This is a genomic window from Rhizobium sp. ZW T2_16 (assembly GCF_044987325.1).
GTDB classification, from domain to species: Bacteria; Pseudomonadota; Alphaproteobacteria; order Rhizobiales; family Rhizobiaceae; genus Neorhizobium; species Neorhizobium cellulosilyticum.
Map to the genome: position 1 here is coordinate 647030 of NZ_JBJDRG010000002.1, position 23245 is coordinate 670274.

Consider the following 23245-nt stretch of genomic DNA (forward strand, 5'->3'; position numbering starts at 1 on the left):
GCTGAATGTTTGCCCGTCCGCGCTTAGCTCTTCAGCGGTAGTATCCGAATGCTGCAAAAGTGGAAACCGGAAGCGTGCGCCTCCGGTTCTCTTTATCAGGTCAGTCTCTCATGATCGTCTGGCGCAGGAAGCTGTAGCCCATCGCGCGGCGTTCGGCCATTTCGGTCGTGTCGCCGGCGCCGCCGTGACCGCCCGATCCGTATTCCCGGAAGAAGGGCTCGTGACCCGCATCGATCAGTCGCTTGGCGAAACGCCGCGCATGAGAAGGATGCACCCGATCGTCATTGGTCGAGCTTTCGATATAGATCGGTGGATAGGTGATCTCGCTCTTCGGCTTCACCTGATGCAGCGGCGAATAGGTGAGCATCGCATTGAGATCGTCGGCCACGTCCGGATTGCCGTATTCGTCCATCCAGGCGCGTCCGGCCGGGAATATGTGGAAACGCGACATGTCGATCACCGGCACCGAGGTCCACATCGCGCCAAAATCATTCGGGTAGCGCGTTGCCATGACAGCAGTCAGAAGCCCACCATTGCTGCCGCCGTTGCAGGCGATGCGGGATGGCTTGGTGTAACCGCGCTTGACCAGATCGCGGGCGACCGCGACAAAATCCTCGAACGCCTTGTGGCGACCCTTGCCCTTGGCGACCGTATGCCAGTCAGGGCCAAGCTCGCCTCCGCCGCGGATATAGGCCTGCACGAAGGCGCCGCCCTGTTCTAGCAGCATGCCGTAGGCGCCGGAATAGACGGGCGAAAGCGATACGCCGAAACCGCCATAGCCATACATCAGTACCGGCAGTTCGCCTTTGGTCCAGTTGCGGGGTAGGGTGATGTGATAGGGCACTCGGGTGCCGTCTTCCGAGATTGCCTCGAGAAGTTCCGAGGTCATACCCTCCGCATCGAAATAGGCGGGCGAGGTTCCGGTCGGGACGAGCTCGCGTTTGGCATTGTGATCCGTCAGGTCGAGACGGAAGCTGCTGGCGGGTAGAAGAAAGCCCTGGCCGATGACGGTGAGGATTTCCTCGCCGAGCGTCAGGTTGGCATCGAACATCCGGAAGCCGACCGTCTGCAGCTCTTCCGGCAGAGGCAGTTCTTCGGGTTTGGGATCGGGCTTGGTCAGGTCGACCAGATAGAATTTCGGCACCATACGATCAACGACGATGAAGACGGCCCAGGTCTTCAGCAGCGTGAACTGGGAAACCGACTGGCCGTCTTTCGGCGAAAATAGAACGCGTGGGTTTGTCAGCGGCTCTGCCCCGAAAGGATGAAAATCCTGCAGGATGAGCGTGCCGGTCGGATACCGCTCGTTGGTCTTCGCCCGCCAGATCGCATGGGTGTGATTGAGGTCGCTGTCGCTTTCGACGGGCAGGTCGAGGCGCACGATATCTCCGCTCGCGTTGCGGATATGCACGCTCGCCTTGCCGATCTCGTGGCCGACGGTGAAGAACTCGATCTTCGCCTCATCCGGCTTGCCGCCCCAGAACAGCGGATCGATGACGCTGGCTGCGCCATAAACATCGTCCTTGCCTGCCTCGAACAGGATCGGTGCATCCTTGGGATCGACGCCGCGCTTGAGAATGCGACCGACCCGCGGCCAGCCGGAGTGGGTGGCGGAAAACTCGTCGACAGAGCCGAAATAGGCGATCTCGTCCGGGCTCAGCCATGCCGCATGGGCGCGCGCCGTCGGCGTGTCGAAGCCGCCTTCGACGATCGTCCTTGTTTCGGTGTCGAATTCCAGAAGCCGCAACTGATCCGAACCACCGTCGGAGAGGATCAGCAAGACCCGCGTCGGTTCATAAGGAGAGGTGATCGCGCCTGAATAGATCCAGCGCTTGCCCTCTTTCAGACAGAAGGCGTCGAAATCGAAGACTGTTTCCCAGGCAGCATCGTGCCGTGGCTCAACGTCTGCCGGCAACCGGCGCCAGAGCCCAAGCGGATTGTCCTTCGAGCGATGGAAATCGAACAGCCATTTGCCGCGCCGCACCGGCACGATCAGCCGGTCCTCGCGCTCGATCATCGCCTTCAGCGCGTCGCGATCCTTGTCGAATTCCGGTGTCCTGAACTGGCGGTCCGACTTGCTGTTCTGCTCGGTAACGAAAGCGATCGTGTTCTGGTCGTCGTCTGTTTCGAGAAACAGGTTCATCATGGCCTCCTCGTGTGCTCGGGAAGCCTCTACCTATGCATCACGAAGGGCGGTGGCAACCGGCCTGACGGCATTTGTGCTGTCCGTCATCCTTGGGCTTGTCCCAAGGATCTGCTGTCATTCCGGCTGGCTGCAACGTGAGTAGATTCTCGGGACAGGCCCGAGAAAGACGTTGCAATGAAAGTCACCCCGCCATCGCCTCTTCATATTCCGAGGACAGCATCAGCCATTCCTCTTCGGCGGTCGAAAGCTTTGCGGCGGCCTCGCCTCGCTCCTTGGCCTTTTGAGCTGCCTTAGCCGGCGCCTTTTCATAAAGGGCAGGGTCCGCAAGTTCTTTATCAAGCGCCTGAATCAGCTTCTCAAGCTTGGCGGTCAAGGATTCGATTTCGTTGATCTTTTTCTTCAGCGGCGCAAGCGAGGCTCGCTTTTCGGCATTTGCCTTGCGCTGGTCGGCCTTGTTGACCTGTTCGTCTGCTGCAGCCTGCGATTTGTCGTCCTTCTTGCGGCCTGAAGCGATGATCAGCTCACGATACTCTTCGAGGTCGCCCTCGAACGGCTTGACCGTGCCGTCATTGACCAGCCACAGCCGGTCGACGGTCGCCTCGATCAGGTGGCGATCATGGGAAATCAGGATGACGGCGCCGTCATAATCGTTCAGCGCCTCGATCAGCGCCCGGCGGCTGTCGATGTCGAGATGGTTGGTAGGTTCATCGAGGATCAGAAGGTTCGGCGCATGGAAAGCGGCAAGCCCCATCAGCAGGCGTGCCTTTTCGCCACCCGACAGATCCTTGGCGGCGGTATTCATCTTTTCGGTTGCAAGCCCCATCTGCGCGACGCGGGCACGTACCTGCGCTTCCGCCGCCTGCGGCATCAGCCGGCGCACGTGATCGACCGGCGTTTCGTTGGGAATCAGGTCATCCAGCTGGTGCTGAGCGAAGAAACCGATAGAGAGTGACGGCGGCAGTTTCATCTCGCCGCCATCTGTCTGCAGGCGGCCAGAAATCAGCTTGGCGAAGGTCGATTTGCCATTGCCGTTGGAGCCGAGCAGCGCGATGCGGTCGTCATTGTCGATGCGCAGGCTGATATTCTTCAGGATCGACTTGCCGGGTTCATAACCGACCGATCCCTTGTTGATTGCAACGATTGGCGAGGCGGGGATCTTTTCCGGCTTCGGAAAACTGATCGGTTGGACATGGTCCTCGATCACGGCCGCCACCGTACCCATGCGCTCCAGCGCCTTCACCCGGCTCTGGGCCTGCTTGGCCTTGGTTGCCTTGGCCTTGAAGCGATCGATGAAACTCTGCAGATGCTTGCGCGCGGCGTCGTTTTTTGCCTTCGCCTTCATCTGCAATTCGTCGGCTTCGGCCTTCTGGCGCTCGAACTGGTCGTAATTGCCGCGATAGAAGGTCAGCTTCTGCTGGTTGAGATGCACGATCGAATTGACCGCGTTGTTCAGCATATCGCGGTCGTGCGAAATGACGATGACCGTGTGCGGGTAACGGCGCACATAGTCTTCCAGCCACATCGTGCCTTCGAGATCGAGATAGTTCGTTGGTTCGTCGAGCAGAAGCAGATCAGGCTCGGCAAAAAGCACGGCCGCCAGCGCCACACGCATTCGCCAGCCGCCGGAAAATGACGAGGCGGGACGAAGCTGGGCTTCTGCATTAAAACCGAGGCCGGCAAGAATGCTCGCTGCACGCGCTTCCGCCGAGTGAGCGTCGATATCGACGAGCCGCATCTGGATTTCGGCGATCCGGTGCGGGTCGGTTGCCGTTTCGGCTTCCGCCATCAGCGCCGTGCGCTCCTTGTCGGCGGCCATGACGATGGAGATGAGCGACTCTTCCGTGCCAGGCGCTTCTTGTGCAACCTGTCCGATCCGGGCATTCTTCGGGATCGTCACGGATCCGCTCTCGACAATGAGATCGCCGGTGATGACGCGGAAAAGCGTCGACTTTCCCGCACCGTTGCGGCCGATCAGGCCGACCTTGGCGCCCGCCGGGAGCGAGACGCTGGCGTTGTCGAGAAGCAGACGGCCTGCAATGCGGGCGGAAAGGTCAGTAATCGTGATCATGGCGGCGGTTTTGGCCGAAACACGCTGTCAACGCAAGGGATCGCCCGGATCAGATCGCAGATTAGACGCCCGATCGGCCGGTGTCCCCGTGAATGATCACATTGGTGCGCGGATAGGCCCGTGAGGCTTCGGCCGCAAGCACGGCCTGCTGACGCAGTTGCTGCGGTGAAAACGCCTCAGTTGCCATGGAGGCTCCCATGGAAAGCCGGATCGCCGGCGTGCCCTCGGAGGTCGCGAAGACGAGATTGTCGTTGATCGAAGCGGTCAGGCGGTTTGCTATCGGCTTGATCGCATCGCGGCCGACATGGCGGAACAGGAAGGCGAATTCTGCCTTGCCGATGCGCGCGAGGAAATCGTCCTTCTTGATCGTCTTGCGGAAGATAGCGGCGGTTTTCTTGACGATTCGGGTGGCTGCTGCCTCGCCATAGGTATCGGCAATGTCGGAAATGTCGCTGACGGCGACGAGGAAGAGTGCCGTATCGCGGCTCTCGTTGTCGTCCGCATAAAGCGCTTCGAGCTTTTCGGTGAAGGCGGCATGGTTCGGCAGTCCGGTCATCCGGTCGCGCAGCATCACGGCGCGGGCGCTGGAGGCGTCCTGTTCGGCAACGGTGAGAAGATTGGCGCCGGAACGCAGGGCGGCTTCGAGTTCCGTTTCTGCGACCACGGCATCGGAAAGCGAGACGCTGAGATATTCGATTTCGGCAAGGATATCGCCGGGGCCGGCGCCGTTATCCTCGCGCAGACTTTTTGCAACGGCTTCCAGTGCTCGGCTGAAGCCACGCTTCTGCTCGGCGCCGCTCGCCATCTTCTCGCGCAGGCTGGCGATCAGCAGGATATCCGGATTGCGGGATTTCGGCAGGCCGCTGGCAACAAAGCCCGGCAGTTGGTAGCGGATGCCGATCTCGTCCAGCGCCGTCTGGTTAGGTGATACCGGCAGGGCCATGACTTCGCGCGACAGCCCGACATCGGTGCCGCAATGAGCCTCGTAAAAGAGCTCGTAATTGCGCGGCAGGCCGTTCACCTCGATGCGGGCCATATGTTGGCTTACCGCCTGCAATGTCCTGTCCTGAGCTGCTTTTCGGGCCTGGGTCGGCATCCGTCGTCTCCTGATCGTTCGTGCGTGAAGACGATTGATTGCGACAGCGCGTTAACATCCGCTGAAATACGGCCATGGATTGCAATTGAGGCTCGGATTCGTGCGAAAGAGGGTTAAGGCCCAGTTCACGACATCCAGTGTTTTCCATCCGTCCTCAGAAACGCAATCATGTCGAGCACGATGGAGGGCTGGCCGAGCGAGGTCAGGATCGTGTGGATCTGCCCGCGATGGTGGGTCTGGTGGTTGAACACATGTGCCAGCATGCCGGCGAGCGGATCGGTGACCGGAACAGGATTGCTGACCGGCGTATAGGTCACAGCGCGCTCGAAATCTTGCGGTGAAAGCGATTTTGTCAGTGCGACAAAGCGATCGTCTTCTGCTTTCCGCGCTGCGCGAAGCTCGGCAAAATCCTCGAACAGGATGACATTCAGCTCCATCGGCGCCGTGCCGCTACCTGTGATGCGCCTCAGCCAGATCCGGTCGGCGACAAGAAGATGGTTGAGCGTGCGATGCGCAGAGCCGAAAAATGCGCCGCGGTCGGCACGGTAATCCTCCTTGCTCAGTGCTGCGCAGCCATCATAGACACGGTTGTTGGCCCAGTGGTTGTAATCGGCAAGCATCTGGAAATGGCGCTGCATATGGTTCTCCCGCGTGGCCCGTTTCGAGAATTTCCATCTACAGCAAAGCGCATCACGCGGGTCTTATGCAACGCATGAAATCTTCTGATTGGATTGCAGCCAAATTCCTGCTCATCATCAAAATTCTAACGGATGACTAGGAGCCCCTTGATGACCACCCGTATCCTCTATTCTCTTTGCGGTGCCGACGAGAGCCGCCCTTTCTCCCCGCATTGCTGGAAGGTGGTTCTGGCGCTGAAGCACAAGGGGCTTGATTTCATCGAGAAGCCGACGCCCTTCACCCAGATCCCGGAACTGGAAAACGGATTTTCCAAGACGGTTCCGATCCTGCGGGACGGCAACGAACTGATCCGCGACAGTTTCGATATCGCGCTTTATCTGGAGGAGCATTATCCGAACCGGCCGACCTTGTTCGGTGGTGAAGGTGGCAAGGCGCTGTCGCGGTTCGTCGAGCGTTTTTCGCAGAGCATCATCCATCCCGCGATCACCGGCATCGCGGTTGCCGATATCCACGACATGCTGGACGAGACCGACCGGACCTATTTCCGGACGACACGCGAGAAGATGCTTGGCCGGTCGCTGGAAGATCTGCGCGCCGGGCGTGAGGCTGCGGTTGCAGGCTTTGCAGCAAAACTGGAGCCGATGCGCCAGATGCTCGGTTATCAGGATTTCATCGGCGGCGATGGTCCGCTGTTTGCCGATTACATCCTGTTCGGTGCCCTGCAGTGGATGCGGATCACCACCGGCGGGAATGTGCTGGCGGCCGATGACCCGGTTGCAGCGTGGTTCGAGCGCTGCCTCGACCTTTACGAGGGCGTCGGGCGCAGTGTGACGGCGGCGTGAAATTCGGCTTCGCGGGGTGACAATAGCCAAGACAATGGCCGGGACCCCCTTGTTTCCGGCGCTTGAGGCGGGTAAACACCGCCAACTTTCCCCTGGCAAAGTGCCCCTGGAAACAAAGGATAGACAAGATGGCGATTGAACGCACCTTCTCGATGATCAAGCCGGACGCCACCAAGCGCAACCTGACCGGCGCTATCACCAAGGTATTCGAAGACAACGGCCTGCGCATCATCGCGTCCAAGCGCGTCTGGATGTCGAAGCGCGAAGCCGAAGGTTTTTACGCAGTTCACAAGGAACGTCCGTTCTTCGGCGAACTGGTTGAAGGCATGACCTCTGGCCCGACCATCGTTCAGGTTCTGGAAGGCGAAGGCGCCATCCTGAAGAACCGCGAAATCATGGGCGCGACCAACCCGGCTCAGGCTGCTGAAGGCACGATCCGCAAGCAGTTCGCCCTGTCGATCGGCGAAAACTCGGTTCACGGTTCGGATGCTCCGGAAACCGCCGCTCAGGAAATCGCCTACTGGTTCGCAGAAACCGAAATCGTCGGCTAATCGCCACACGATTGATGATTGAAAAAAGCCGGGGCTGACGCTCCGGCTTTTTTGTTATCTAGGGCAGCTGCCGTCACTCGACATGTCTTCGCTTCCATCCGCGTGAAAGACATCGGGATTGGGCGTATAGCCGGGCCCGACGACGAGCGGCTTGGCGGGCAGCACGCTCTGGTCGACATCCGAGGTAATGCTCGTTTCGATCTCCTGCAGCACGTCGCCTGATGCCGACAGGATGCGAATGGTGACCGCATAGGAGCGGTCCTTGCGCACGCATTGCAGATGCGGGCTCTGGATGACGATCTTCTCCTCGATCGGAAAGATTCTTTCCCGAGCCTTAAGGGCATCGCCGCCCTTCGGATTTTCGAACTCTGCCGTAACGACGCTGCCATCCGGCAATGGGCGAAGCTTTTTCAGCGTGACGAGATAATTGGCCGTGGCGACGCGATAGTTGAACACGAATAGACGCCCGGAAAGCTCGACCAGCTTGCCCTCGGTTTCCCGCTGGCAGGAGGCGAGAGCAAGGATTGCGAGAGCGGCCGCGAGCGCCGTGCCCTTCATGGCAGCCGATCCTTCCTGGCATTGTAGTGACGCGCAGCCTTGACCCGGTTGCCGCACACAGTCATGTCGCACCAGATGCGGCTGCGGTTCTTGCTGCGGTCGATGAACAGCCAGCCGCAATTGCCGCAGATCCTGATCCTCTTTTTTTCGGTGTCGGACAACAGCCTCAGAGCCGAATAGGCCGTCTCGGTCTCAAGCGATCCCCTGGCTCCCAGCCGCAGTACCGCGGCTACCGCCTCCAGCAGGGAGGCGAGAAGCAGCGATGTTTCTGCCTCGCTTACGCAGGCCCGAAAATAACCGTCGATTGCCTCACGCATGGCAATGAACGATGCCTCGTTCTGCTTCGGTAGGACAGCAGGCGTGCCGAACAGCGCGCGCTCCGCGGAGAATTCGCCTGCAGCTTTCGCAAATGCATTCAGTTGCGCCGGCTCGGCAAATCGATCCACGCTGCGGGCAGGGTTGAAACGCAGGATGACGCTGTTGGCGACGTCCAGCGCCAGCGCACCCCCGGCAAAACGATGTGGTGTCCATGAAAAGGTCATGAGCGATTATAACTTTCAAAATGGCTTTTACCAGTTATATTCGATCTCACGTATTGGAGCGCCGGATGGCCTATTTCCTGCAGCAGATCGCCAATGCTTTGCCGACCTCATCGCTCTATGCAGCGCTGGCTTTCGGCTATGCGCTCGCCTTTGCCGTCACCCGCCGCGCCGACATCACCTATGGTGCGATCTTCGCCTTTTCCGGCCACATCTATCTTCTCTTCGCCCATATAGGCTGGGATCGGCTGTGGCTTATTCTGCCCGCTTCGCTGGCGCTTGGTGCGGCGGCCGGATTGATCGGCGGGGTAGGGGCAGGTGCTGCGATCGGGCAGTTCGTCATGCGGCCGCTTTCAGCCGTATCGCCGAATGCCATGATCGTCGCCTCGCTCGGTCTGGTGATGGTGCTGATGGAAGGCGCGCGGCTTGCTTCCGATACGCGCGAACTCTGGCTGCCGCCTTTCCTGAATGGCCGGATCGTCTTCTGGCAGGGTTCTGACTTTTCCGTTGGGCTGACAATGCTGCAAGTGATCAACACGGCGCTGATGTTGGTGATGGTTTTCGCTGGCCATATCGCGCTCTGGCATGGCCGTTTCGGCCGTTGCTGGCGGGCGGTCTCCGACGATGCCTTTGCGGCAGAGCTGTCCGGCGTCAATTCCGCACGGATCTTCGTCTCGGCTTACGCGCTGGCGGCCCTCTATGCCTCAGTTTGCGGCATACTCGCGACATCCTATTACGGGACGATGGATTTCGGTGCCGGCCTGCTTTTCGGTCTGAAAGTCGTGCTGATAGCCGCTGCTGGTGGACATTCAAGCCCGATCAAATCTGCGGCCGGGGCGGCATTGGTCGGGATAGCCGAAACGCTATGGGGCGGATACGGCCCGATTTTCTGGCGCGATCTGGCGGTAATTTCGGGGCTGGTTGTGCTTCTTGTTCTCAGCCGCCGGGAGCGGATAACGATCTGACGGAGGTGGAATTCAGTCCCACTTGTTCTTCGCTTGGTCATCGATGCCCTTGGCCTCGATCCACGCTCCGGCGGTGCCGTCGGTCGCATGTTCCTTCTTCCAGAAGGGCGCCGAGGTCTTGAGGTAATCCATGATGAAATTGGCGCCGTCAAAGGCGGCCTGCCGGTGCGGCGCGGCAGCGATGACCAGCACGATATTCTGGCCCGGCTCGATCCGGCCGTGACGATGAATGGCGGTTGCCCCCATCAGCGAAAAACGCTCGATCGCAAGATCGGCGATCCGCTTCATCTCCATTTCCGCCATACCGGGATAGTGCTCGAGTTCCAGCGCCGAAAGCTTGCCCTGTTCGCTGCGGCAGAGCCCGACGAATGAGACGATCGCGCCGATATCCGTGCGGCCACCGCTCAGGGCATCGACTTCCGCCTGAAGATCGAAATCATGCGCCTGCACGCGGATGGTGGGAGAGGGGACATTCACCGTTTCACCCGCCGGTCATCGGTGGAAATATGCCGATCTCGCGGGCACCGGCGATCGCCTCGTCATGCTCGACATGTTCCTGATTGATCGCCACGCGGATCACATCGGGAAATTCAAGTGCAGCCTCGTATACCTCACCAAAGCCCTTCAGGTGATTCAGCAAATCGCCAACGGTCACGACGCTTTCAGGAAGCTCGATTTCCTCCTCGGTCTTGCCGATACGTTCGCGAACCCAGGCGAAATAGATGAGATTGACCTTCATTCCAAAGTCCTCAATCCGCATCCACCAGATGCTTTACGCCGGCCTTGAAGTAGTCGTAGCCGGTGTAGAAGGTCAGGATCGCAGCAACCCAGAGAAGCGCGATACCCATTTCGGTTATATAAGGTACGACCTTGTCGCCGGCGGGACCGGCGAGCAGGAAGGCGATCGATACCATCTGGATCGTCGTCTTCCATTTGGCGACCCGTGTGACCGGCACGGAGACTTTCAGCGCGGCGAGATATTCACGCAGGCCCGAGACGAGGATTTCACGGCAAAGGATTGTGATCGCCGCCCAGAGCGACCAGCCGGCAATCGTTCCATCCGCTGCCATCAGCAGCAGGACCGAGGCGACCAGCAGCTTGTCGGCGATCGGATCGAGCATGCGGCCGATATTCGACGTCTGGTTCCAGATGCGGGCGAGATAGCCGTCGAGATAGTCGGTCAGCGAGGCGATGACAAACAGCCACAGCGCCGTCCAGCGGGCAGTGTCAGAGCTTTCCAGCTTCCCCTCGACGAAAAAACAGAGAACGATCACCGGCACGGCAACGATGCGCGCATAGGTGAGAAGATTGGGGATATTGTATGCGCGGGAAGCCATATCGTACCTATGCTTGCGTGTTGTTCCCTAGTTGATGCGTCCAAGGCCAAGCGTCAACCGGTTTCGCGGCTTTTTTACAGACGATTGTGACAGGCGATCCGCCGAGAGTTGCGAAAGGCCAGATCGAGGCTCGGAAGCGGGATCAATTGGCCCTCGTTTCGTGAAAATGGTTATAGACCTGCTTGGCCACAGCCTCTGAAATCCCTTCGACGGCCATGAGATCGTTGAGGCCCGCGCGTGATACGGCCTTGGCCGTGCCGAAATGCTGCAGGAGCTTGCGTTTTCGGCCCGGTCCGATGCCGGAAATCTCGTCCAGCGGGTTCTTGATCATCTCCTTCTTGCGTCGTGCCCGGTGCGAGCCGATCGCAAACCGATGCGCCTCGTCGCGCATGCGCTGGATGAAATAGAGAACCGGATCGCGCGGCGGCAGCGAGAAGTCGCTTTTGCCATCGGCAAAGAATCGCTCGCGGCCGGCATCGCGGTCGACGCCCTTGGCGACGCCGATGGCGGTCACGACATCGCGAATGCCGAGTTCATCGAGAATGGCGCGGACAGCCGTCATCTGCCCCTGGCCGCCGTCGATCAGGATCACGTCGGGCCATGCCGGGAAGGCGGCGTCATTGATATCGTCGCCGGTCGTTTCCATTGCGGCCTCGGCATTCGTGCCAGCCGAAATGCTGCGGTCCGGAATCCCCTCTTCCTTGATGAGGCGGGAGAAGCGCCGCGTCATCACTTCCTTCATCATGCCAAAATCGTCGCCAGGGGTGATGTCGGTCGATTTGATGTTGAACTTGCGATACTGGCCTTTCACGAAACCTTCCGGCCCCGCCACGACCATGCCACCCACGGCATTGGTGCCCATGATATGCGAGTTGTCGTAAATCTCGATACGGCGGGGCTGATAGGGTAGCGCGAATGTCTCCGCCAATCCCTTGAGCAGTCGCGCCTGCGAGGATGTCTCGGCCTGCTTGCGGCCATGCGCTTCGCGGGCATTGGCGAGAACGTGATCGACGAGATCGCGCTTTTCGCCCCGCTGTGGCACCAGGATCGCCACTTTGTGTCCTGCCTTTTCGGAAAAGGCGAGCGCCAGCAAATCCTGCTCCTCGACCGTTTCGGAAAGCAGGATCTGTTTCGGGACCGGCTTGTCGTCGTAGAACTGCGCAAGGAAAGCGTTCAGCACTTCGGCCGCCGTCATCTGCGGATCGGCCTTGGGGAAATAGGCGCGGTTACCCCAGTTCTGCCCGGTGCGGAAGAAGAAGACCTGGATGCAGGTCAGTCCGCCCTCGTGATGGATGGCGAAGATATCCGCCTCCTCAACGCCGGCTGGGTTGATGCCCTGATGGCTCTGGACATGCGAAAGCGCCGCCAGTCGGTCGCGATAGACTGCAGCACGCTCGAAATCGAGATCTTCCGAAGCTTCCTGCATCTGGGCAGCGATCGTGTTCTTCACATTCTGGCTGCGGCCCGACAGAAAGTCCGATGCTTCCTTGACCAGATCAGCATACCCCGCATCACTGATTTCATGCGTGCAGGGGCCGGAACAGCGTTTGATTTGATAGAGAAGACAGGGTCGCGTGCGCGTCTCGAACACGCTGTCGGTGCACGTGCGCAGCAGGAAGGCGCGCTGCAGTGAATTGATCGTGCGGCCTACGGCGGAGGCGGAGGCGAACGGCCCAAAATACTGGCCTTTGCGTGCCCGCGCGCCGCGATGCTTCAATAGAGCAGGAGCGCGGTGATCGCCGCTGATCAGAATATAGGGAAACGACTTGTCGTCGCGCAAAAGCACGTTGAAGCGCGGGCGCAGCCGCTTGATCAGGTTGGCTTCGAGAAGCAGCGCCTCGGTTTCCGTCCGCGTCGTGACGAATTCCATATGCGTCGTCTCGCGCACCATGCGGGTGAGGCGGTTGGAATGCAGCCTCCCTTGCGCATAATTGCCGACGCGTTTCTTCAGGCTGCGTGCCTTGCCGACATACATCACATCGCCGGCCTCATTGAACATGCGGTAGACGCCCGGCGTATTCGGCAGGTGCTTGACGAATTCGGCAATCAGATCGGCACCCTTGAGGCCGCTTTCGTTCTTAAGCGCCTCGTTCCAGTCGATTGTCGCGGCAATCGTGTCGGCAGGCGTATCAGGCGCCGCTGCGTCATCCTCGTCATCATCGATCTCGTCATAGAGAACGCCGCCATCCGGCAGCTTCTTGTCGTTCATTACATATCTCCGCCACGTCGCGCGTAGGCGCCGGGCTCGCCATATCTCGAATCGAAGTCGATTTCTGCTCTCACAGATAGTGTCCGGTGAAGCTGTTTGGAAGCAGGCGCGGTTGTTGCGCCTCAATCGCGGCCGTTGACGAAATGCGGCGGCATTCGGACGGTCGTGCCGGTGTGAGGTCGGGAGCGGTATGCATAGACAGGTATTTCGAAGCATAAACGGGAGGAGCCGAGATGTGATCTGTTTGGTCTAAACTCGAACAACAGGCACATCTTGGGTGCAGCTTGATGATTGTCATCAAATATCGTGTGTATTGACTTGGATATTTTCGCTTGTTAAGAAATAAGAAAGAAATGTAAAGCAGTTAATCAACGAATTAGTATTGTATTAGGGTTAATGAAATACATGTTGCGGTGATGCAACATCAAGATTTAGCCTTCTGTCTGCCGCAAACAATTCACAATTCGGCTCTCTCATTTCCTCAATTGCACTCCAAATTTCTCCTCAGCGAGCAGGGAACAAAGCTGTCGCCAACAATGTTGATGTGACGCCTTCCCGGCAGCATTAAAAGGAGAAAAATGTATGCGTATTCTCATCGCAACTCTGATGGCCTCGGCTGCCAGCTTCATCGCAATTTCCGCGGCCAATGCTGCTGACGCTGTAGATCAGGTCCCGCAGGCGCCGGTCGCCGTTGACGAGCCGGCTCCGGCTGTCGGTAACTGGCAGGGTTACTACCTCGGTGCAACCGGTGCCTACGACTGGGGCCGTTTCGGCGCTGGCGATCGTGATGGCAAGCTTGGTGGCGGTCTCTATACCGGTTACAACTGGCAGAGCGGCCAGATCGTCTACGGTGTTGAAGGCGATGTCGCCTACAACGGCGAAAAGGACGGCACTTATCCGGATCTCGAAGGCAAGGCTGGCTGGAACGGCTCGCTGCGCGGTCGCGTCGGTTACGACATGAACCCCTTCCTGATCTACGGTACGGCCGGTGTCGCCATCCAGGACAACAAGCTGTCTGACGCAACATCGTCGGAAAGCAAGACTGCCGTTGGTTACACGGTCGGTGCAGGTGCTGAAGCCTTCGTCACCAGCAACATCACGGCCCGTCTCGAATACCGTTACACCGACTACGGTTCCAAGGACTACAATCTCGATAGCGGCTCCTTCTCGAAGGGCTATGACGATCACAGCGTCAAGGTCGGTATCGGCGTGAAGTTCTAATCAGACCTATAGCCTAAACAGGCTGGGGAAGCCCGCGGCGTGAATGCCGCGGGCTTTTTTGTATGCGAAAATCTTCAGTCCATCTGGATGTTGGCGGCCTTGACCACCGGGCTCCATTTGGCAAGCTCGGCTGTCACATGCTTGCCGAGTTCTTCCGGCGTGGAGCCGACGATCGTGGCGGAAAAGTCCTTCATCCGACCGGCGACTGCTGGGTCTTTCAACGCAGTATTGGCGGCTTCGTTGAGCTTGGCGACCACTTCCGGAGGCGTACCGGCGGGCGCGAACAGGGCGTTCCAAGTGTAGGTTTCATAACCTGGCACGGTCTCGGCCACGGTCGGCACGTCAGGGAAAGAGGGCGCGCGTTCCTTCGTCGTGATGCCGAGCGCTTTCAGCGTCCCGCCCTTGATATGGCTGGAGGACGAGGGGAGGTTGTCGAACATGATCGAAATCTGGTTGCCGAGAAGGTCGTTGAGAGCAGGACCGGCACCCTTGTAGGGAACGTGCTGCATTTTCACGCCAGCCATGCTGTTGAACAGCTCGCCGGAGAGATGCAGCGGCGTGCCGTTGCCCGACGATGCGTAGGAATATTTGTCCGGGTCCTTCTTCAGGAGCTCGATCAGTTCCGCGACGGAATTGACTTCGAGTTTCGGATTGACGACCAGCACATTCGGCACGATGACGAGCAGTGAAACCGGTGAGAAATCCTTTTCCGGATCGTACGGTTTCTGTTTCAGGATCAAGGGGTTGAGGGCGTGTGTTGCGACGGTGCCCATGAGGATCGTGTAGCCATCCGGGTCTGCGCGGGCCACGCGGTCGGCACCGAGATTGCCGCCTGCGCCGGCAACGTTTTCGACCACCACCTGCTGGCCGAGGATATCGCCCATCTTCTGCGCCACCACGCGGCCGACCACATCCGTGGAGCCGCCGGCAGCGAAGGGCACGACCAGCGTGATCGTCCGGTCGGGAAAGGTCTGGGCATTCGCCTGATGGCCGAACGAGAGCGCTGAAAGTGCTGTTCCGGCAAGAACAAGCGCGGCACGCCGCGTCAATGCAGTGAATGTCATCTGATTTCCTCCATCACGGCCTCCCGCCGTTCGTCTCATAGTAGCGGAGGGAGGGGTGAGGGCAAGCATTTCAGGTGCTTGGGCATATAGGAGGAAAGTCTAAGTATATCGAGAGTTGAACGATCGGCTTGTCGGCTCGTGCCTGCAGGGAGAGATAGCATCCCTTCAGCAAGAAAATTCATCTTCTGCCGGAGACGCTTCAACGTCATCCCGCCAAGTCCCGTCGTCGCCAATGTCGCTGGCCACCGTCCGGTGGCTTGTGTTATTTTTTGGTGATGGAGCTTTCGGAGTTCTTCACCTGAGAACCGAGCGTTTTCGCGACCTTCTCGGCGCCCTTCTCCTTTTTGGGTTTCCGGACTTCCTTGTTGCTTCGCACCTGACCCTTGGCCATCTTTTTCTCCTTTTTCTAGATGACATGTTGTCGATCCGATTGCTTCGGATGGCAAGCACATTCGGTTGCTGCAGGCCGGGCCGGAAGTCAAAATTTCAAGGGGCCTGAGCGGCCCCCTTGATCGTTTCCGATGCATTGAAAAGCAATGTCCGGGCCAGGCCTATGCAGCAGCCTTCATCTCCGCATAATGATAAAACTTCTTGGCAAAGATATCCGGCCAGGAAGCGAGTTCCGGGCGGCCTTCGGCCCATTGGCCGTTAAAGCGCAGGTCGAGATAACCGATCATTGCGGCGAGCGCGAAATGGCCGCCATGCAGTTTCTTGCCGGTCTTCGGCAGGTTCTTTTCCAGATGGTCGAGCGACTTGACCACCTTTGCCCACTGCTTGTCGATCCACGGCTGATAGGCATTTTCCTCGCCGCGGAAACGGCGCTCGTAGACAATCGAGAGAAGGCAGTCCATCACACCGTCGCACAGCGCCTCAAGCACTTCCGCTTCGGTGCGCTTCTCATCCTTTTTTGGATAAAGTTTGCCGCCCGACTTGCGGTCGAGAAAATGCATGATCGCGACGCTATCATAGATCGGCGCTTCACCGTCGCGGATCAGTACCGGGATTTTGCCCAGCGGATTGTTGTCCGTCAGTTCCGCCGGTGCAGTATTGGTATCGGTCTTCACCTCTGTCAGCTCGATACCGAGGTGGCGCGCCGCCATGCGGCACTTGGCCGAGTAGGGGGATGCTGGAGAATATAGAATTTTCATCAGGCTTTCCTCTTTGAAATTTGTCAGCGGGCTGGCGGAAGGGTGACCTGGCTGATCGTGCAGCCTCGGCGGTCGACTTCGGCGCAGTCGCGGAATGCGAGATCCTTGGTGAGGCAGATGCGGATTTCTTCCAACTGGCGTCCCTCGCAGCTCGCGGCGATGCCGCGGTGGCTCATGCCGGGATTGGCGCTGAGGAACTTTTGTTCGATTTCATCCGCGGATAGGCTAAGAGGCCGGTCGCCGCGGGTCAGGTCGGCAGGAATCGCGACACGCTCATAAGCCTGGCGGACCTTGTCGAAATAAGTCTCCTGATTCAGCCCTGAGCAGCTGCCGTGCTTTCGCCACTGATGGCCGACAAGTCCCATCGATGGCATGATGTCGAACATCTTTTCGCCAACCGTACGCGGTACCCGTTCAGGCTCGGAGGTTCGGCAAAAGTCCGGATAACCCTTTTCATATTGTGGCCACAGGCCATGCACGACGAAGCGGAACCGTTTGTCGATGCCGCATTGCTGGTCGTTGCGACCGCCCTTGGCAGTGGCGCAGAAGGTCGGAGACCATGAGAGCGAGAGCACGTAGAAATCGAAATTCCCGGCGCGGTCCGGCTGCCGATCCTGGCGACGTTCCTGCGCATTGACCGGGGACAATGCCGAGACCGCGGTTGCGAGCATGATCGCTGCGGCAAAAAGGACCTCGCGGAGAGCCGACGATTTCTTCATCATGATCACGAATCCTCACCATTGGAACACGAGAGCGTTGTAATTGTTGAATGTTCAGTGTCCAAGCGAATAGAGTGCAAATTCGCTGATGGCTGCGTGCAGTGATCGAGGTGGGGAGCAAAGAGCGAAACAGCTGAATGACATTCAAGAAATACCTGTGGCCTGCCGTTGGCGGCCTTACGATAGCGCTTTCGGCGTGGCTTCTCTACAAGGAATTGAGGGGGCTTTCGCTCGATGATCTGTGGGTAAGCCTTGCGGCAATTCCCAAGACACACTGGTGCCTGGCCGCGGCTTCAAGCCTTGTCGCCTACTGGGCTTTGGCGGGATACGACCGGATAGCCCTCTTGCATCTCGGGCGCAAAATCGACTGGTTTTTCATCACCGTCTGTTCGTTCACCACCTACGCATTGTCGCATAATATTGGCGCCTCCGTCGTTTCCGGTGCCGTTGTCCGCTACCGCGCCTATTCGACGAGGGGCATGACACCGGCGGAAATCGGCGTCCTTATCGCCATGTGTTCCTTCACCTTCATTCTCGGAACGCTGATGCTGATCGGCATCATTCTTGTCATCGAGCCGGAAGTGATTGCGCGTTTCGGTGACCTGATCCCGGTCGAAGCTTCGGCTGCGCTGGGCTATCTGCTGCTGGTGTTGATCGGTCTATACGTCGTTGCCAGCTTCATGAAGCTGAAGCCGTTGACACTCCGGCTGTCGAAACTGGGGACGGTCAATATCGTCTATCCCGCACCACGGGTCGTGTTGCCGCAGCTTCTGATCGCGCCGATCGAGCTGATCGGGGCTGCCGGGATCATCTATTTTGCCCTGCCGGAGGTCGGAAATCCCGGATACATGGTCGTACTGGGAATTTTTCTCGTGTCCTTTTCCGCGGCCCTTCTTTCCCATGCACCGGGTGGTCTCGGTGTCCTGGAACTGGTTTTCGTCATGGGCCTGCCGGACATGAATCCGGCCGATGTCATCGCGGCACTGCTTGTCTTCAGGCTCTTCTACCTGATCATCCCCTTCGTCATGGCGCTGGTGGTGATCTTCGTTTTCGAGCGCTCGCAGTTTCGCCGCGATGAGCCGCTGGATATCCAGCGGGCCAAGCATCAGGAAAAGGCTTAGAGAGCTTCTGGGCGATTATTCCTCGCCGCGTCCGCCCTCTTCGCCACGCAGCCAGAAGGCGCGTTGCGAGGCAAAACGATCCTGACCAAGTACGGTTTTGAGTACCGGCAGTAGCGCATGCAACTCGTCCTTCAGCGTGAAGGGCGGGTTGACGATGATGAGACCGGTGCCGGAAAGCCCGGTCGTTTCGCGATCGCTTTTCACCGAAAGTTCGGCGCAGAGCATTTTAGGGATTTCCAGCGCCTGAAGCTCCTCATGGAAGGATTTGATCGGCGCGCCCTTCTTGATCGGATACCAGAGGCAATAGGTGCCGCCGGAAAAGCGGCGGTAGGCATTAGCAAGCCCCTTCACCAGCCGCTCGTATTCGCCGTTCTCCTCGAAAGGCGGATCGACCAGAACGATGCCGCGCTTTTCCTTCGGCGGTAGATGCGCACCGAGCGCCAGCCAGCCATCGAGCTCCGTCACGCGAACCTGGAAGTCACCCTCGAACAGATTGTGCAGACGGTTATAGTCTTCCGGATGCAGTTCCATCGCCGAAAGCCGATCCTGCGGGCGAAACAGCATGCGGGCAAGCTTTGGCGAGCCCGGATAAAGCTTGATGCCGCCCGCGGGGTTCAATTCCCGGATCGCGGTGAAATAGGGTTCGAGGATTTCGGCCACATCTGCAGGAAGCTCTGCCTCCATCAGCCGACCGATCCCGTCCACCCATTCACCGGTCTTCTGTGCTTCTTCCGACGACAGATCGTAAAGCCCGATGCCGGCATGGGTATCGAGCACGCGAAATGCCTTGTCCTTTTTCTGCTGGTAACGAACCAGCCGCGCCAGAACGGCGTGCTTGAGAACATCGGCAAAATTGCCCGCGTGATAGATATGCCGGTAGTTCATCTGGGCTTGTGTCTCGCTTGAATAAAATTGATGGCTGCCAAATCGCGCTTTTGGCGCGCCTCAGCTTGCAATATAGAAAACCCATGAACATCGCGACCCCCATCTCTGCCAAAAGCAAGCCCGGCCACAATTCAGTCGGCCATACCGTCTGTCCGCACGACTGTCCGAGCGCCTGCGCGCTGGATGTTGATCTGACCGAGGACGGCAGGATCGGCCGCGTGCGCGGGTCGTCGGACAATACCTATACGGCGGGCGTCATCTGCGCCAAGGTCGCGCGCTATTCCGAGCGCATCTACCATCCGGGCCGTCTCATGGTGCCGCAGCGCCGCAAAGGGGCGAAGGGCGATGGCAACTGGCAGGAGCTTTCCTGGCAGGCTGCGCTCGACGAGATCGCCGACGCATTCATCAAGGCTGAAGCGAAACATGGGTCCGAAGCCGTCTGGCCGTATTTTTACGCAGGCACGATGGGGCAGGTACAGCGCGACAGTATCGAGCGGCTGCGGCATGCCAAGAAATATTCGGGCTTCATGGGCACGATCTGCACCAACATGGCCTGGACCGGTTACGTGATGGGCACGGGCGCTCTACGGGGTCCCGATCCGCGCGAGATGGCGAAGTCCGATTGCGTCGTTATCTGGGGCACCAATGCGGTTGCCACCCAGATTAATGTCATGACCCATGCGATCAAGGCCCGCAAGGAACGCGGCGCGAAGATCGTCGTCGTCGACATCTACGACAATCCGACGATGAAACAGGCGGACGTAAAGATCGTCCTTCGTCCCGGCACGGATGCCGCGCTCGCCTGCGCCCTGATGCATATCGCCTTCCGCGACGGTTATGCCGACCGCGAGTATATGGCGAAATATGCCGATGACCCGGCTGGCCTCGAAGCGCACCTGAAATCCCGCACGCCGCAATGGGCGTCGGAAATCACCGGTCTTTCGGTCGAGGAGATCGAGGATTTCGCTCGTCTGATCGGCACGACGAAGAAAACCTTCTTCCGCCTCGGCTACGGTTTTTCCCGCCAGCGCAACGGCACGGCGGCCATGCATGCCGCATTGTCCGTCGCGACCGTTCTCGGCTCTTGGCAATACGAAGGCGGCGGCGCCTTCCATAACAACGGCGAGATCTTTCGGCTGAACAAGTCCGAGCTGATGGGCACGGCCTATATGGACCCCGAGATCCGCATGCTCGACCAGTCGCAGATCGGCCGCGTGCTGACCGGCGATCCGGTGGCTCTGCGTCATCGGGGCCCGGTCACGGCGCTTCTGATCCAGAACACCAATCCGATGAACATCGCGCCGGAGCAGCGCCTCGTGAAACAGGGATTTTTGCGCGACGACCTGTTCACCGCCGTGCACGAACAGTTCATGACCGATACGGCCAAAATGGCCGATATCGTGCTGCCGGCGACCATGTTCCTCGAACATGACGATCTATATCGCGCCGGCGGCCAGCAGCATATCCTACTCGGCCCCAAGCTGGTCGAGCCGCCATCGACCGTACGCACCAATCTCTTCGTCATCGAGGAACTGGCAAAGCGCCTCGGCGTCTATCATTTTGCCGGTTTCGGCAAGGATGAGCGCAGCCATATAGACCGCATTCTCGAAGATAGTGGCTGGGGCTCCTATGAGGATCTGAAGGCCGACAAGTGGATCGACGCCCAGCCGGATTTCGATACCGCCCATTACATCAACGGTTTCGGTTATCCGGATGGAAAATTCCGCTTCTCGCCGGACTGGATAAACGGCCCTTCGCCCGACCGCACACCGGATAGCGTCGGTCCGCTCGGCCCACACACGGAACTGCCGCGTTTTCCGGACCATGTCGCGGTAATCGAGACGGTCGATGCCGAACATCCGTTCCGGCTGGCGACCTCGCCATCGCGCAGCTTTCTGAATTCCAGCTTTGCCGAGACGAAAAGCTCGATCCAGAAGGAAGGCCGGCCGGAAGTGATGATCGAACCGACCGATGCCGAACGTCTGGGCGTCGTCGATGGCGATATCGTCTGTCTTGGCAATCTACGTGGCGAGATCCGCCTTCATGCGAGGCTGGTGCCGGGCGCAAAGCCGGGGGTGTTGATCGCCGAAGGTCTGTGGCCGAACGACGCACATCTCGATGGGGAGGGGATCAACGTCCTGACCGGCGCCGATCCTGTCGCTCCCTTCGGTGGTGCCGCCGTTCACGACAACAAGGTCTGGCTCCGCAAGAGCTGATCCTGCATCATCGACAAGAATCAGAAGTACAGGAACGGACATGATCGACATCGACACTTCCGAAGCAGAGCGGGTGCGCCTCGTATCGAGAAAGACCCTGTGGAAGGGGTTCGTGACGTTGGAGATGCTCACCTTCGAACAGCGCATGCCGGACGGGCGCGTCGTTACGGTCGATCGCGAGGTCCATGATCACGGTAGTGCCGCTGCCATCCTTCTGCATAATCCAGTCGACGATACCATCACTCTCGTCCGCCAATTCCGCTCCGGCGCATTTGCAAATGGCGACCCGGCCTACATGCTGGAAATCCCGGCGGGCCTCGTGGATGCAGGTGAAATCCCGGCCGAAGCCGTGGTCCGCGAGGCGATGGAAGAGACCGGTTTCAGCATAGAGAAGGCGCGCTATATCTGTGATGTCCATGCGAGCCCCGGCGCGCTGACGGAAAAGCTGTCGCTCTTCATCGCCAGCGTCGATGCGGACAGGCGGACCGGTCTCGGCGGCGGCCTTGCAGGTGAGGCGGAGGATATCGAAGTCGTCACACTCGGCCTCGACGACGCCTACCGGATGATCGCCACCGGCGAAATCACCGATGCCAAGACGATCATCGCATTGCAGTGGGCAATGCTGCATCGTGCGGAGCTGGCTTCGGCCTGAGACGCACGCTCTTTGTGAAATCTTCGCGGTTTCATACGAATGTCACGAAACGCGCCTAACGGCTCCAGCCGACAGACCGAAAGCATTAGGAGATGATCATGTGGCTCGGCAATTTCACCCTCGTTTTGCCGGACCAGATCGTTGAAGGCGGATCGGTTCGGATCGAGGACGGCGCGATCGCCGAAATCCGTGATGAAGCGGTTGCCGATGCGGTGATCGACGGTGGCGGGCGTTATCTGATGCCGGGTTTCGTCGATCTGCACGGCGACATGATCGAGCGCGAGATTTCCCCGCGCCCCAAGGCGGAGATGCCGATCGATTTCGGCATCCATGAGTTGGACAAGAAACTTGCGGCTCATGGCGTGACGACTGCTTATGCCGCCGTCTCCTTCGCCACCGAAAGTGTCTACGGCAATGTCCGTTCGCTGGAAACGACCTCAGCGGTGATCGAGGGCATCAACCGGCTGCGCGAGGATCTCCTGATCGACCATCGCGTCCATGCCCGTTACGAGATCACCAATGTCGGTGCAGCAGCAACGCTGGAGCGGCTGCTGGAGGCAGGAGAGATCGACATGGTATCGCTGACCGACCACACGCCGGGGCAGGGCCAGTATAACAATATCGAAGCCTATGTGCTGAGCATGTCGGAGCGCCGTTCGATCTCGATCGAGACCGCGCAGGCGATGATCAACAAGCGTATCGAGATGCGCAGTAACCCGGAAATCGAGACACGATTGAAGGAAATCGTCGCGCTCTCGAAAAAGCACGGACTGTCGCTTGCTTCGCATGATGACGACAGCGCCCAGAAAGTCATCGAGATGTTCGATCTCGGCGTCACGATCAGCGAGTTTCCGGTGACCATGGCTGCGGCCGAGGAAGCCATCCGTCGCGGCCTCCATACGCTGATGGGCGCGCCGAATGCTCTGCGCGGCAGCTCCATGTCAGGCAATCTGAGTGCGCTCGATGCGGCCAGCGCCGGCCTTCTCTCTACGATTGCAGCGGACTATCACCCGGCCGCCTTCGTTCCCGCGATCTTCAGGCTCGCCGACATCATGACGATCGGCCTGCCCAAGGCCGTCGCCATGGCAACGTCGAATGCTGCCCGTGCGGCAGGCCTCACCGATCGCGGCGAGATATCGATTGGCCAGCGCGCCGATCTCGTCGCCGTCGAGACCGGCGATGTCCACCGCATCCGCGCCACCTTCCGCGACGGCCGCTTCGTCTATAGCGATGGGACCTTGCACCCGTTGCAGATGATGGCGGCTTGAG

Annotated in this window: 23 protein-coding genes; 8 read left to right on the forward strand and 15 right to left on the reverse strand. The window is 59.2% G+C overall.

Annotation, left to right across the window (positions count from 1 at the left end):
- Positions 1–100: 100 nt before the first annotated feature.
- From ACI3K0_RS08745 to ACI3K0_RS08760, 4 genes are all read right to left on the reverse strand, one after another.
- Positions 101–2143 (reverse strand): prolyl oligopeptidase family serine peptidase, encoded by a 2043-nt coding sequence (locus ACI3K0_RS08745; RefSeq protein ID WP_183827286.1) that lies wholly within the window; start codon positions 2141–2143, stop codon positions 101–103.
- Between the two features lie 184 nt (positions 2144–2327).
- Complete coding sequence (locus ACI3K0_RS08750; RefSeq protein WP_183827284.1) at positions 2328–4214, reverse strand: ABC-F family ATP-binding cassette domain-containing protein; 1887 nt, start codon at positions 4212–4214, stop codon at positions 2328–2330.
- A 61-nt stretch (positions 4215–4275) separates the two neighbouring features.
- Positions 4276–5310: a GGDEF domain-containing protein gene (locus ACI3K0_RS08755; protein ID WP_183827281.1), complete on the reverse strand. Its 1035-nt coding sequence runs from the start codon at positions 5308–5310 to the stop codon at positions 4276–4278.
- 125 nt (positions 5311–5435) lie between these two features.
- On the reverse strand, positions 5436–5948 hold the full coding sequence (locus tag ACI3K0_RS08760; protein ID WP_183827277.1) for a DinB family protein: 513 nt from the start codon (positions 5946–5948) through the stop codon (positions 5436–5438).
- A 150-nt stretch (positions 5949–6098) separates the two neighbouring features.
- Here ACI3K0_RS08760 and ACI3K0_RS08765 point away from each other — a divergent pair, with 150 nt between their 5' ends.
- Entirely contained in the window at positions 6099–6791 is a 693-nt protein-coding gene (locus ACI3K0_RS08765) for a glutathione S-transferase family protein (protein WP_183827274.1), read from the forward strand.
- A gap of 128 nt (positions 6792–6919) precedes the next feature.
- Entirely contained in the window at positions 6920–7342 is a 423-nt protein-coding gene (gene ndk / locus ACI3K0_RS08770) for a nucleoside-diphosphate kinase (RefSeq protein WP_148145381.1), read from the forward strand.
- A gap of 54 nt (positions 7343–7396) precedes the next feature.
- Here ndk and ACI3K0_RS08775 read toward each other — a convergent pair whose 3' ends face one another.
- Together ACI3K0_RS08775 and ACI3K0_RS08780 are read right to left on the reverse strand one after the other, a co-directional pair.
- Positions 7397–7900 (reverse strand): hypothetical protein, encoded by a 504-nt coding sequence (locus ACI3K0_RS08775; protein WP_183827271.1) that lies wholly within the window; start codon positions 7898–7900, stop codon positions 7397–7399.
- On the reverse strand, positions 7897–8442 hold the full coding sequence (locus ACI3K0_RS08780; RefSeq protein WP_183827268.1) for a CGNR zinc finger domain-containing protein: 546 nt from the start codon (positions 8440–8442) through the stop codon (positions 7897–7899). Before ACI3K0_RS08780 ends, ACI3K0_RS08775 begins: the two co-directional genes overlap by 4 nt.
- 65 nt (positions 8443–8507) lie before the next feature.
- On the opposite strand from ACI3K0_RS08780, the gene ACI3K0_RS08785 reads away from it, so the two are divergent.
- Positions 8508–9404, forward strand: a complete 897-nt coding sequence (locus tag ACI3K0_RS08785; protein ID WP_183827265.1) for a branched-chain amino acid ABC transporter permease — start codon at positions 8508–8510, stop codon at positions 9402–9404.
- A gap of 12 nt (positions 9405–9416) precedes the next feature.
- On the opposite strand, the gene ACI3K0_RS08790 is transcribed toward ACI3K0_RS08785, so the two are convergent.
- From ACI3K0_RS08790 to uvrC, 4 genes are all read right to left on the reverse strand, one after another.
- A complete protein-coding gene (locus tag ACI3K0_RS08790) occupies positions 9417–9881 on the reverse strand; it encodes a molybdenum cofactor biosynthesis protein MoaE (RefSeq protein ID WP_148145377.1) in 465 nt (154 codons plus the stop codon).
- Between the two features lie 4 nt (positions 9882–9885).
- Positions 9886–10143 carry a molybdopterin converting factor subunit 1 gene (gene moaD / locus ACI3K0_RS08795; RefSeq protein ID WP_183827262.1) on the reverse strand — a complete coding sequence of 86 codons (258 nt, stop codon included), beginning with the start codon at positions 10141–10143 and terminating at the stop codon, positions 9886–9888.
- A 10-nt stretch (positions 10144–10153) separates the two neighbouring features.
- Positions 10154–10741 carry a CDP-diacylglycerol--glycerol-3-phosphate 3-phosphatidyltransferase gene (gene pgsA / locus ACI3K0_RS08800; RefSeq protein ID WP_148145375.1) on the reverse strand — a complete coding sequence of 196 codons (588 nt, stop codon included), beginning with the start codon at positions 10739–10741 and terminating at the stop codon, positions 10154–10156.
- Between the two features lie 142 nt (positions 10742–10883).
- Complete coding sequence (uvrC, locus tag ACI3K0_RS08805) at positions 10884–12950, reverse strand: excinuclease ABC subunit UvrC (protein ID WP_183827259.1); 2067 nt, start codon at positions 12948–12950, stop codon at positions 10884–10886.
- Between the two features lie 582 nt (positions 12951–13532).
- Between uvrC and ACI3K0_RS08810 the strand changes: the two genes are divergently transcribed.
- A complete protein-coding gene (locus tag ACI3K0_RS08810) occupies positions 13533–14171 on the forward strand; it encodes an outer membrane protein (RefSeq protein ID WP_183827255.1) in 639 nt (212 codons plus the stop codon).
- A 74-nt stretch (positions 14172–14245) separates the two neighbouring features.
- Here ACI3K0_RS08810 and ACI3K0_RS08815 read toward each other — a convergent pair whose 3' ends face one another.
- The 4 genes from ACI3K0_RS08815 to ACI3K0_RS08830 form a co-directional block, all read right to left on the reverse strand.
- The gene (locus ACI3K0_RS08815; protein ID WP_183827251.1) at positions 14246–15235 is read right to left on the reverse strand and encodes a tripartite tricarboxylate transporter substrate binding protein; all 990 of its coding nucleotides are present in this window, start codon (positions 15233–15235) and stop codon (positions 14246–14248) included.
- Positions 15236–15497: 262 nt separating this feature from the next.
- On the reverse strand, positions 15498–15626 hold the full coding sequence (locus ACI3K0_RS08820) for a hypothetical protein (RefSeq protein WP_281388851.1): 129 nt from the start codon (positions 15624–15626) through the stop codon (positions 15498–15500).
- A 160-nt stretch (positions 15627–15786) separates the two neighbouring features.
- Entirely contained in the window at positions 15787–16383 is a 597-nt protein-coding gene (locus ACI3K0_RS08825) for a glutathione S-transferase family protein (RefSeq protein ID WP_148145371.1), read from the reverse strand.
- 23 nt (positions 16384–16406) lie between these two features.
- Entirely contained in the window at positions 16407–17105 is a 699-nt protein-coding gene (locus tag ACI3K0_RS08830; protein ID WP_394353677.1) for a ribonuclease T2 family protein, read from the reverse strand.
- Positions 17106–17239: 134 nt separating this feature from the next.
- Here ACI3K0_RS08830 and ACI3K0_RS08835 point away from each other — a divergent pair, with 134 nt between their 5' ends.
- Positions 17240–18223, forward strand: coding sequence for a lysylphosphatidylglycerol synthase domain-containing protein (locus ACI3K0_RS08835; protein WP_148145370.1), 984 nt, complete (start codon positions 17240–17242; stop codon positions 18221–18223).
- A 15-nt stretch (positions 18224–18238) separates the two neighbouring features.
- Here ACI3K0_RS08835 and ACI3K0_RS08840 read toward each other — a convergent pair whose 3' ends face one another.
- The gene (locus ACI3K0_RS08840; RefSeq protein WP_183827249.1) at positions 18239–19108 is read right to left on the reverse strand and encodes a 23S rRNA (adenine(2030)-N(6))-methyltransferase RlmJ; all 870 of its coding nucleotides are present in this window, start codon (positions 19106–19108) and stop codon (positions 18239–18241) included.
- Between the two features lie 83 nt (positions 19109–19191).
- Between ACI3K0_RS08840 and ACI3K0_RS08845 the strand changes: the two genes are divergently transcribed.
- The 3 genes from ACI3K0_RS08845 to ACI3K0_RS08855 all read left to right on the forward strand — a co-directional run bounded on the left by ACI3K0_RS08845 (position 19192) and on the right by ACI3K0_RS08855 (position 23244).
- Positions 19192–21324 (forward strand): molybdopterin-dependent oxidoreductase, encoded by a 2133-nt coding sequence (locus ACI3K0_RS08845; RefSeq protein WP_183827246.1) that lies wholly within the window; start codon positions 19192–19194, stop codon positions 21322–21324.
- Positions 21325–21364: 40 nt separating this feature from the next.
- A complete protein-coding gene (locus ACI3K0_RS08850; RefSeq protein ID WP_183827243.1) occupies positions 21365–21976 on the forward strand; it encodes an NUDIX domain-containing protein in 612 nt (203 codons plus the stop codon).
- A gap of 98 nt (positions 21977–22074) precedes the next feature.
- Positions 22075–23244, forward strand: coding sequence for an alpha-D-ribose 1-methylphosphonate 5-triphosphate diphosphatase (locus ACI3K0_RS08855; RefSeq protein WP_183827239.1), 1170 nt, complete (start codon positions 22075–22077; stop codon positions 23242–23244).
- Position 23245 lies beyond the last annotated feature (1 nt).

Coding starts and splice junctions, on each gene's coding strand:
- ACI3K0_RS08765 (WP_183827274.1), top strand. CDS start 6,099: ATGACCACCCGTATCCTCTATTCTCTTTGCGGTGCCGACGAGAGCCGC.
- ndk (WP_148145381.1), top strand. CDS start 6,920: ATGGCGATTGAACGCACCTTCTCGATGATCAAGCCGGACGCCACCAAG.
- ACI3K0_RS08760 (WP_183827277.1), bottom strand. CDS start 5,948: ATGCAGCGCCATTTCCAGATGCTTGCCGATTACAACCACTGGGCCAAC.
- ACI3K0_RS08820 (WP_281388851.1), bottom strand. CDS start 15,626: ATGGCCAAGGGTCAGGTGCGAAGCAACAAGGAAGTCCGGAAACCCAAA.
- ACI3K0_RS08830 (WP_394353677.1), bottom strand. CDS start 17,105: ATGATGAAGAAATCGTCGGCTCTCCGCGAGGTCCTTTTTGCCGCAGCG.
- ACI3K0_RS08755 (WP_183827281.1), bottom strand. CDS start 5,310: ATGCCGACCCAGGCCCGAAAAGCAGCTCAGGACAGGACATTGCAGGCG.
- ACI3K0_RS08855 (WP_183827239.1), top strand. CDS start 22,075: ATGTGGCTCGGCAATTTCACCCTCGTTTTGCCGGACCAGATCGTTGAA.
- ACI3K0_RS08835 (WP_148145370.1), top strand. CDS start 17,240: ATGACATTCAAGAAATACCTGTGGCCTGCCGTTGGCGGCCTTACGATA.
- ACI3K0_RS08815 (WP_183827251.1), bottom strand. CDS start 15,235: ATGACATTCACTGCATTGACGCGGCGTGCCGCGCTTGTTCTTGCCGGA.
- ACI3K0_RS08775 (WP_183827271.1), bottom strand. CDS start 7,900: ATGAAGGGCACGGCGCTCGCGGCCGCTCTCGCAATCCTTGCTCTCGCC.
- ACI3K0_RS08810 (WP_183827255.1), top strand. CDS start 13,533: ATGCGTATTCTCATCGCAACTCTGATGGCCTCGGCTGCCAGCTTCATC.
- ACI3K0_RS08850 (WP_183827243.1), top strand. CDS start 21,365: ATGATCGACATCGACACTTCCGAAGCAGAGCGGGTGCGCCTCGTATCG.
- ACI3K0_RS08780 (WP_183827268.1), bottom strand. CDS start 8,442: ATGACCTTTTCATGGACACCACATCGTTTTGCCGGGGGTGCGCTGGCG.
- ACI3K0_RS08840 (WP_183827249.1), bottom strand. CDS start 19,108: ATGAACTACCGGCATATCTATCACGCGGGCAATTTTGCCGATGTTCTC.
- uvrC (WP_183827259.1), bottom strand. CDS start 12,950: ATGAACGACAAGAAGCTGCCGGATGGCGGCGTTCTCTATGACGAGATC.
- ACI3K0_RS08745 (WP_183827286.1), bottom strand. CDS start 2,143: ATGAACCTGTTTCTCGAAACAGACGACGACCAGAACACGATCGCTTTC.
- ACI3K0_RS08825 (WP_148145371.1), bottom strand. CDS start 16,383: ATGAAAATTCTATATTCTCCAGCATCCCCCTACTCGGCCAAGTGCCGC.
- moaD (WP_183827262.1), bottom strand. CDS start 10,143: ATGAAGGTCAATCTCATCTATTTCGCCTGGGTTCGCGAACGTATCGGC.
- pgsA (WP_148145375.1), bottom strand. CDS start 10,741: ATGGCTTCCCGCGCATACAATATCCCCAATCTTCTCACCTATGCGCGC.
- ACI3K0_RS08845 (WP_183827246.1), top strand. CDS start 19,192: ATGAACATCGCGACCCCCATCTCTGCCAAAAGCAAGCCCGGCCACAAT.
- ACI3K0_RS08785 (WP_183827265.1), top strand. CDS start 8,508: ATGGCCTATTTCCTGCAGCAGATCGCCAATGCTTTGCCGACCTCATCG.
- ACI3K0_RS08750 (WP_183827284.1), bottom strand. CDS start 4,214: ATGATCACGATTACTGACCTTTCCGCCCGCATTGCAGGCCGTCTGCTT.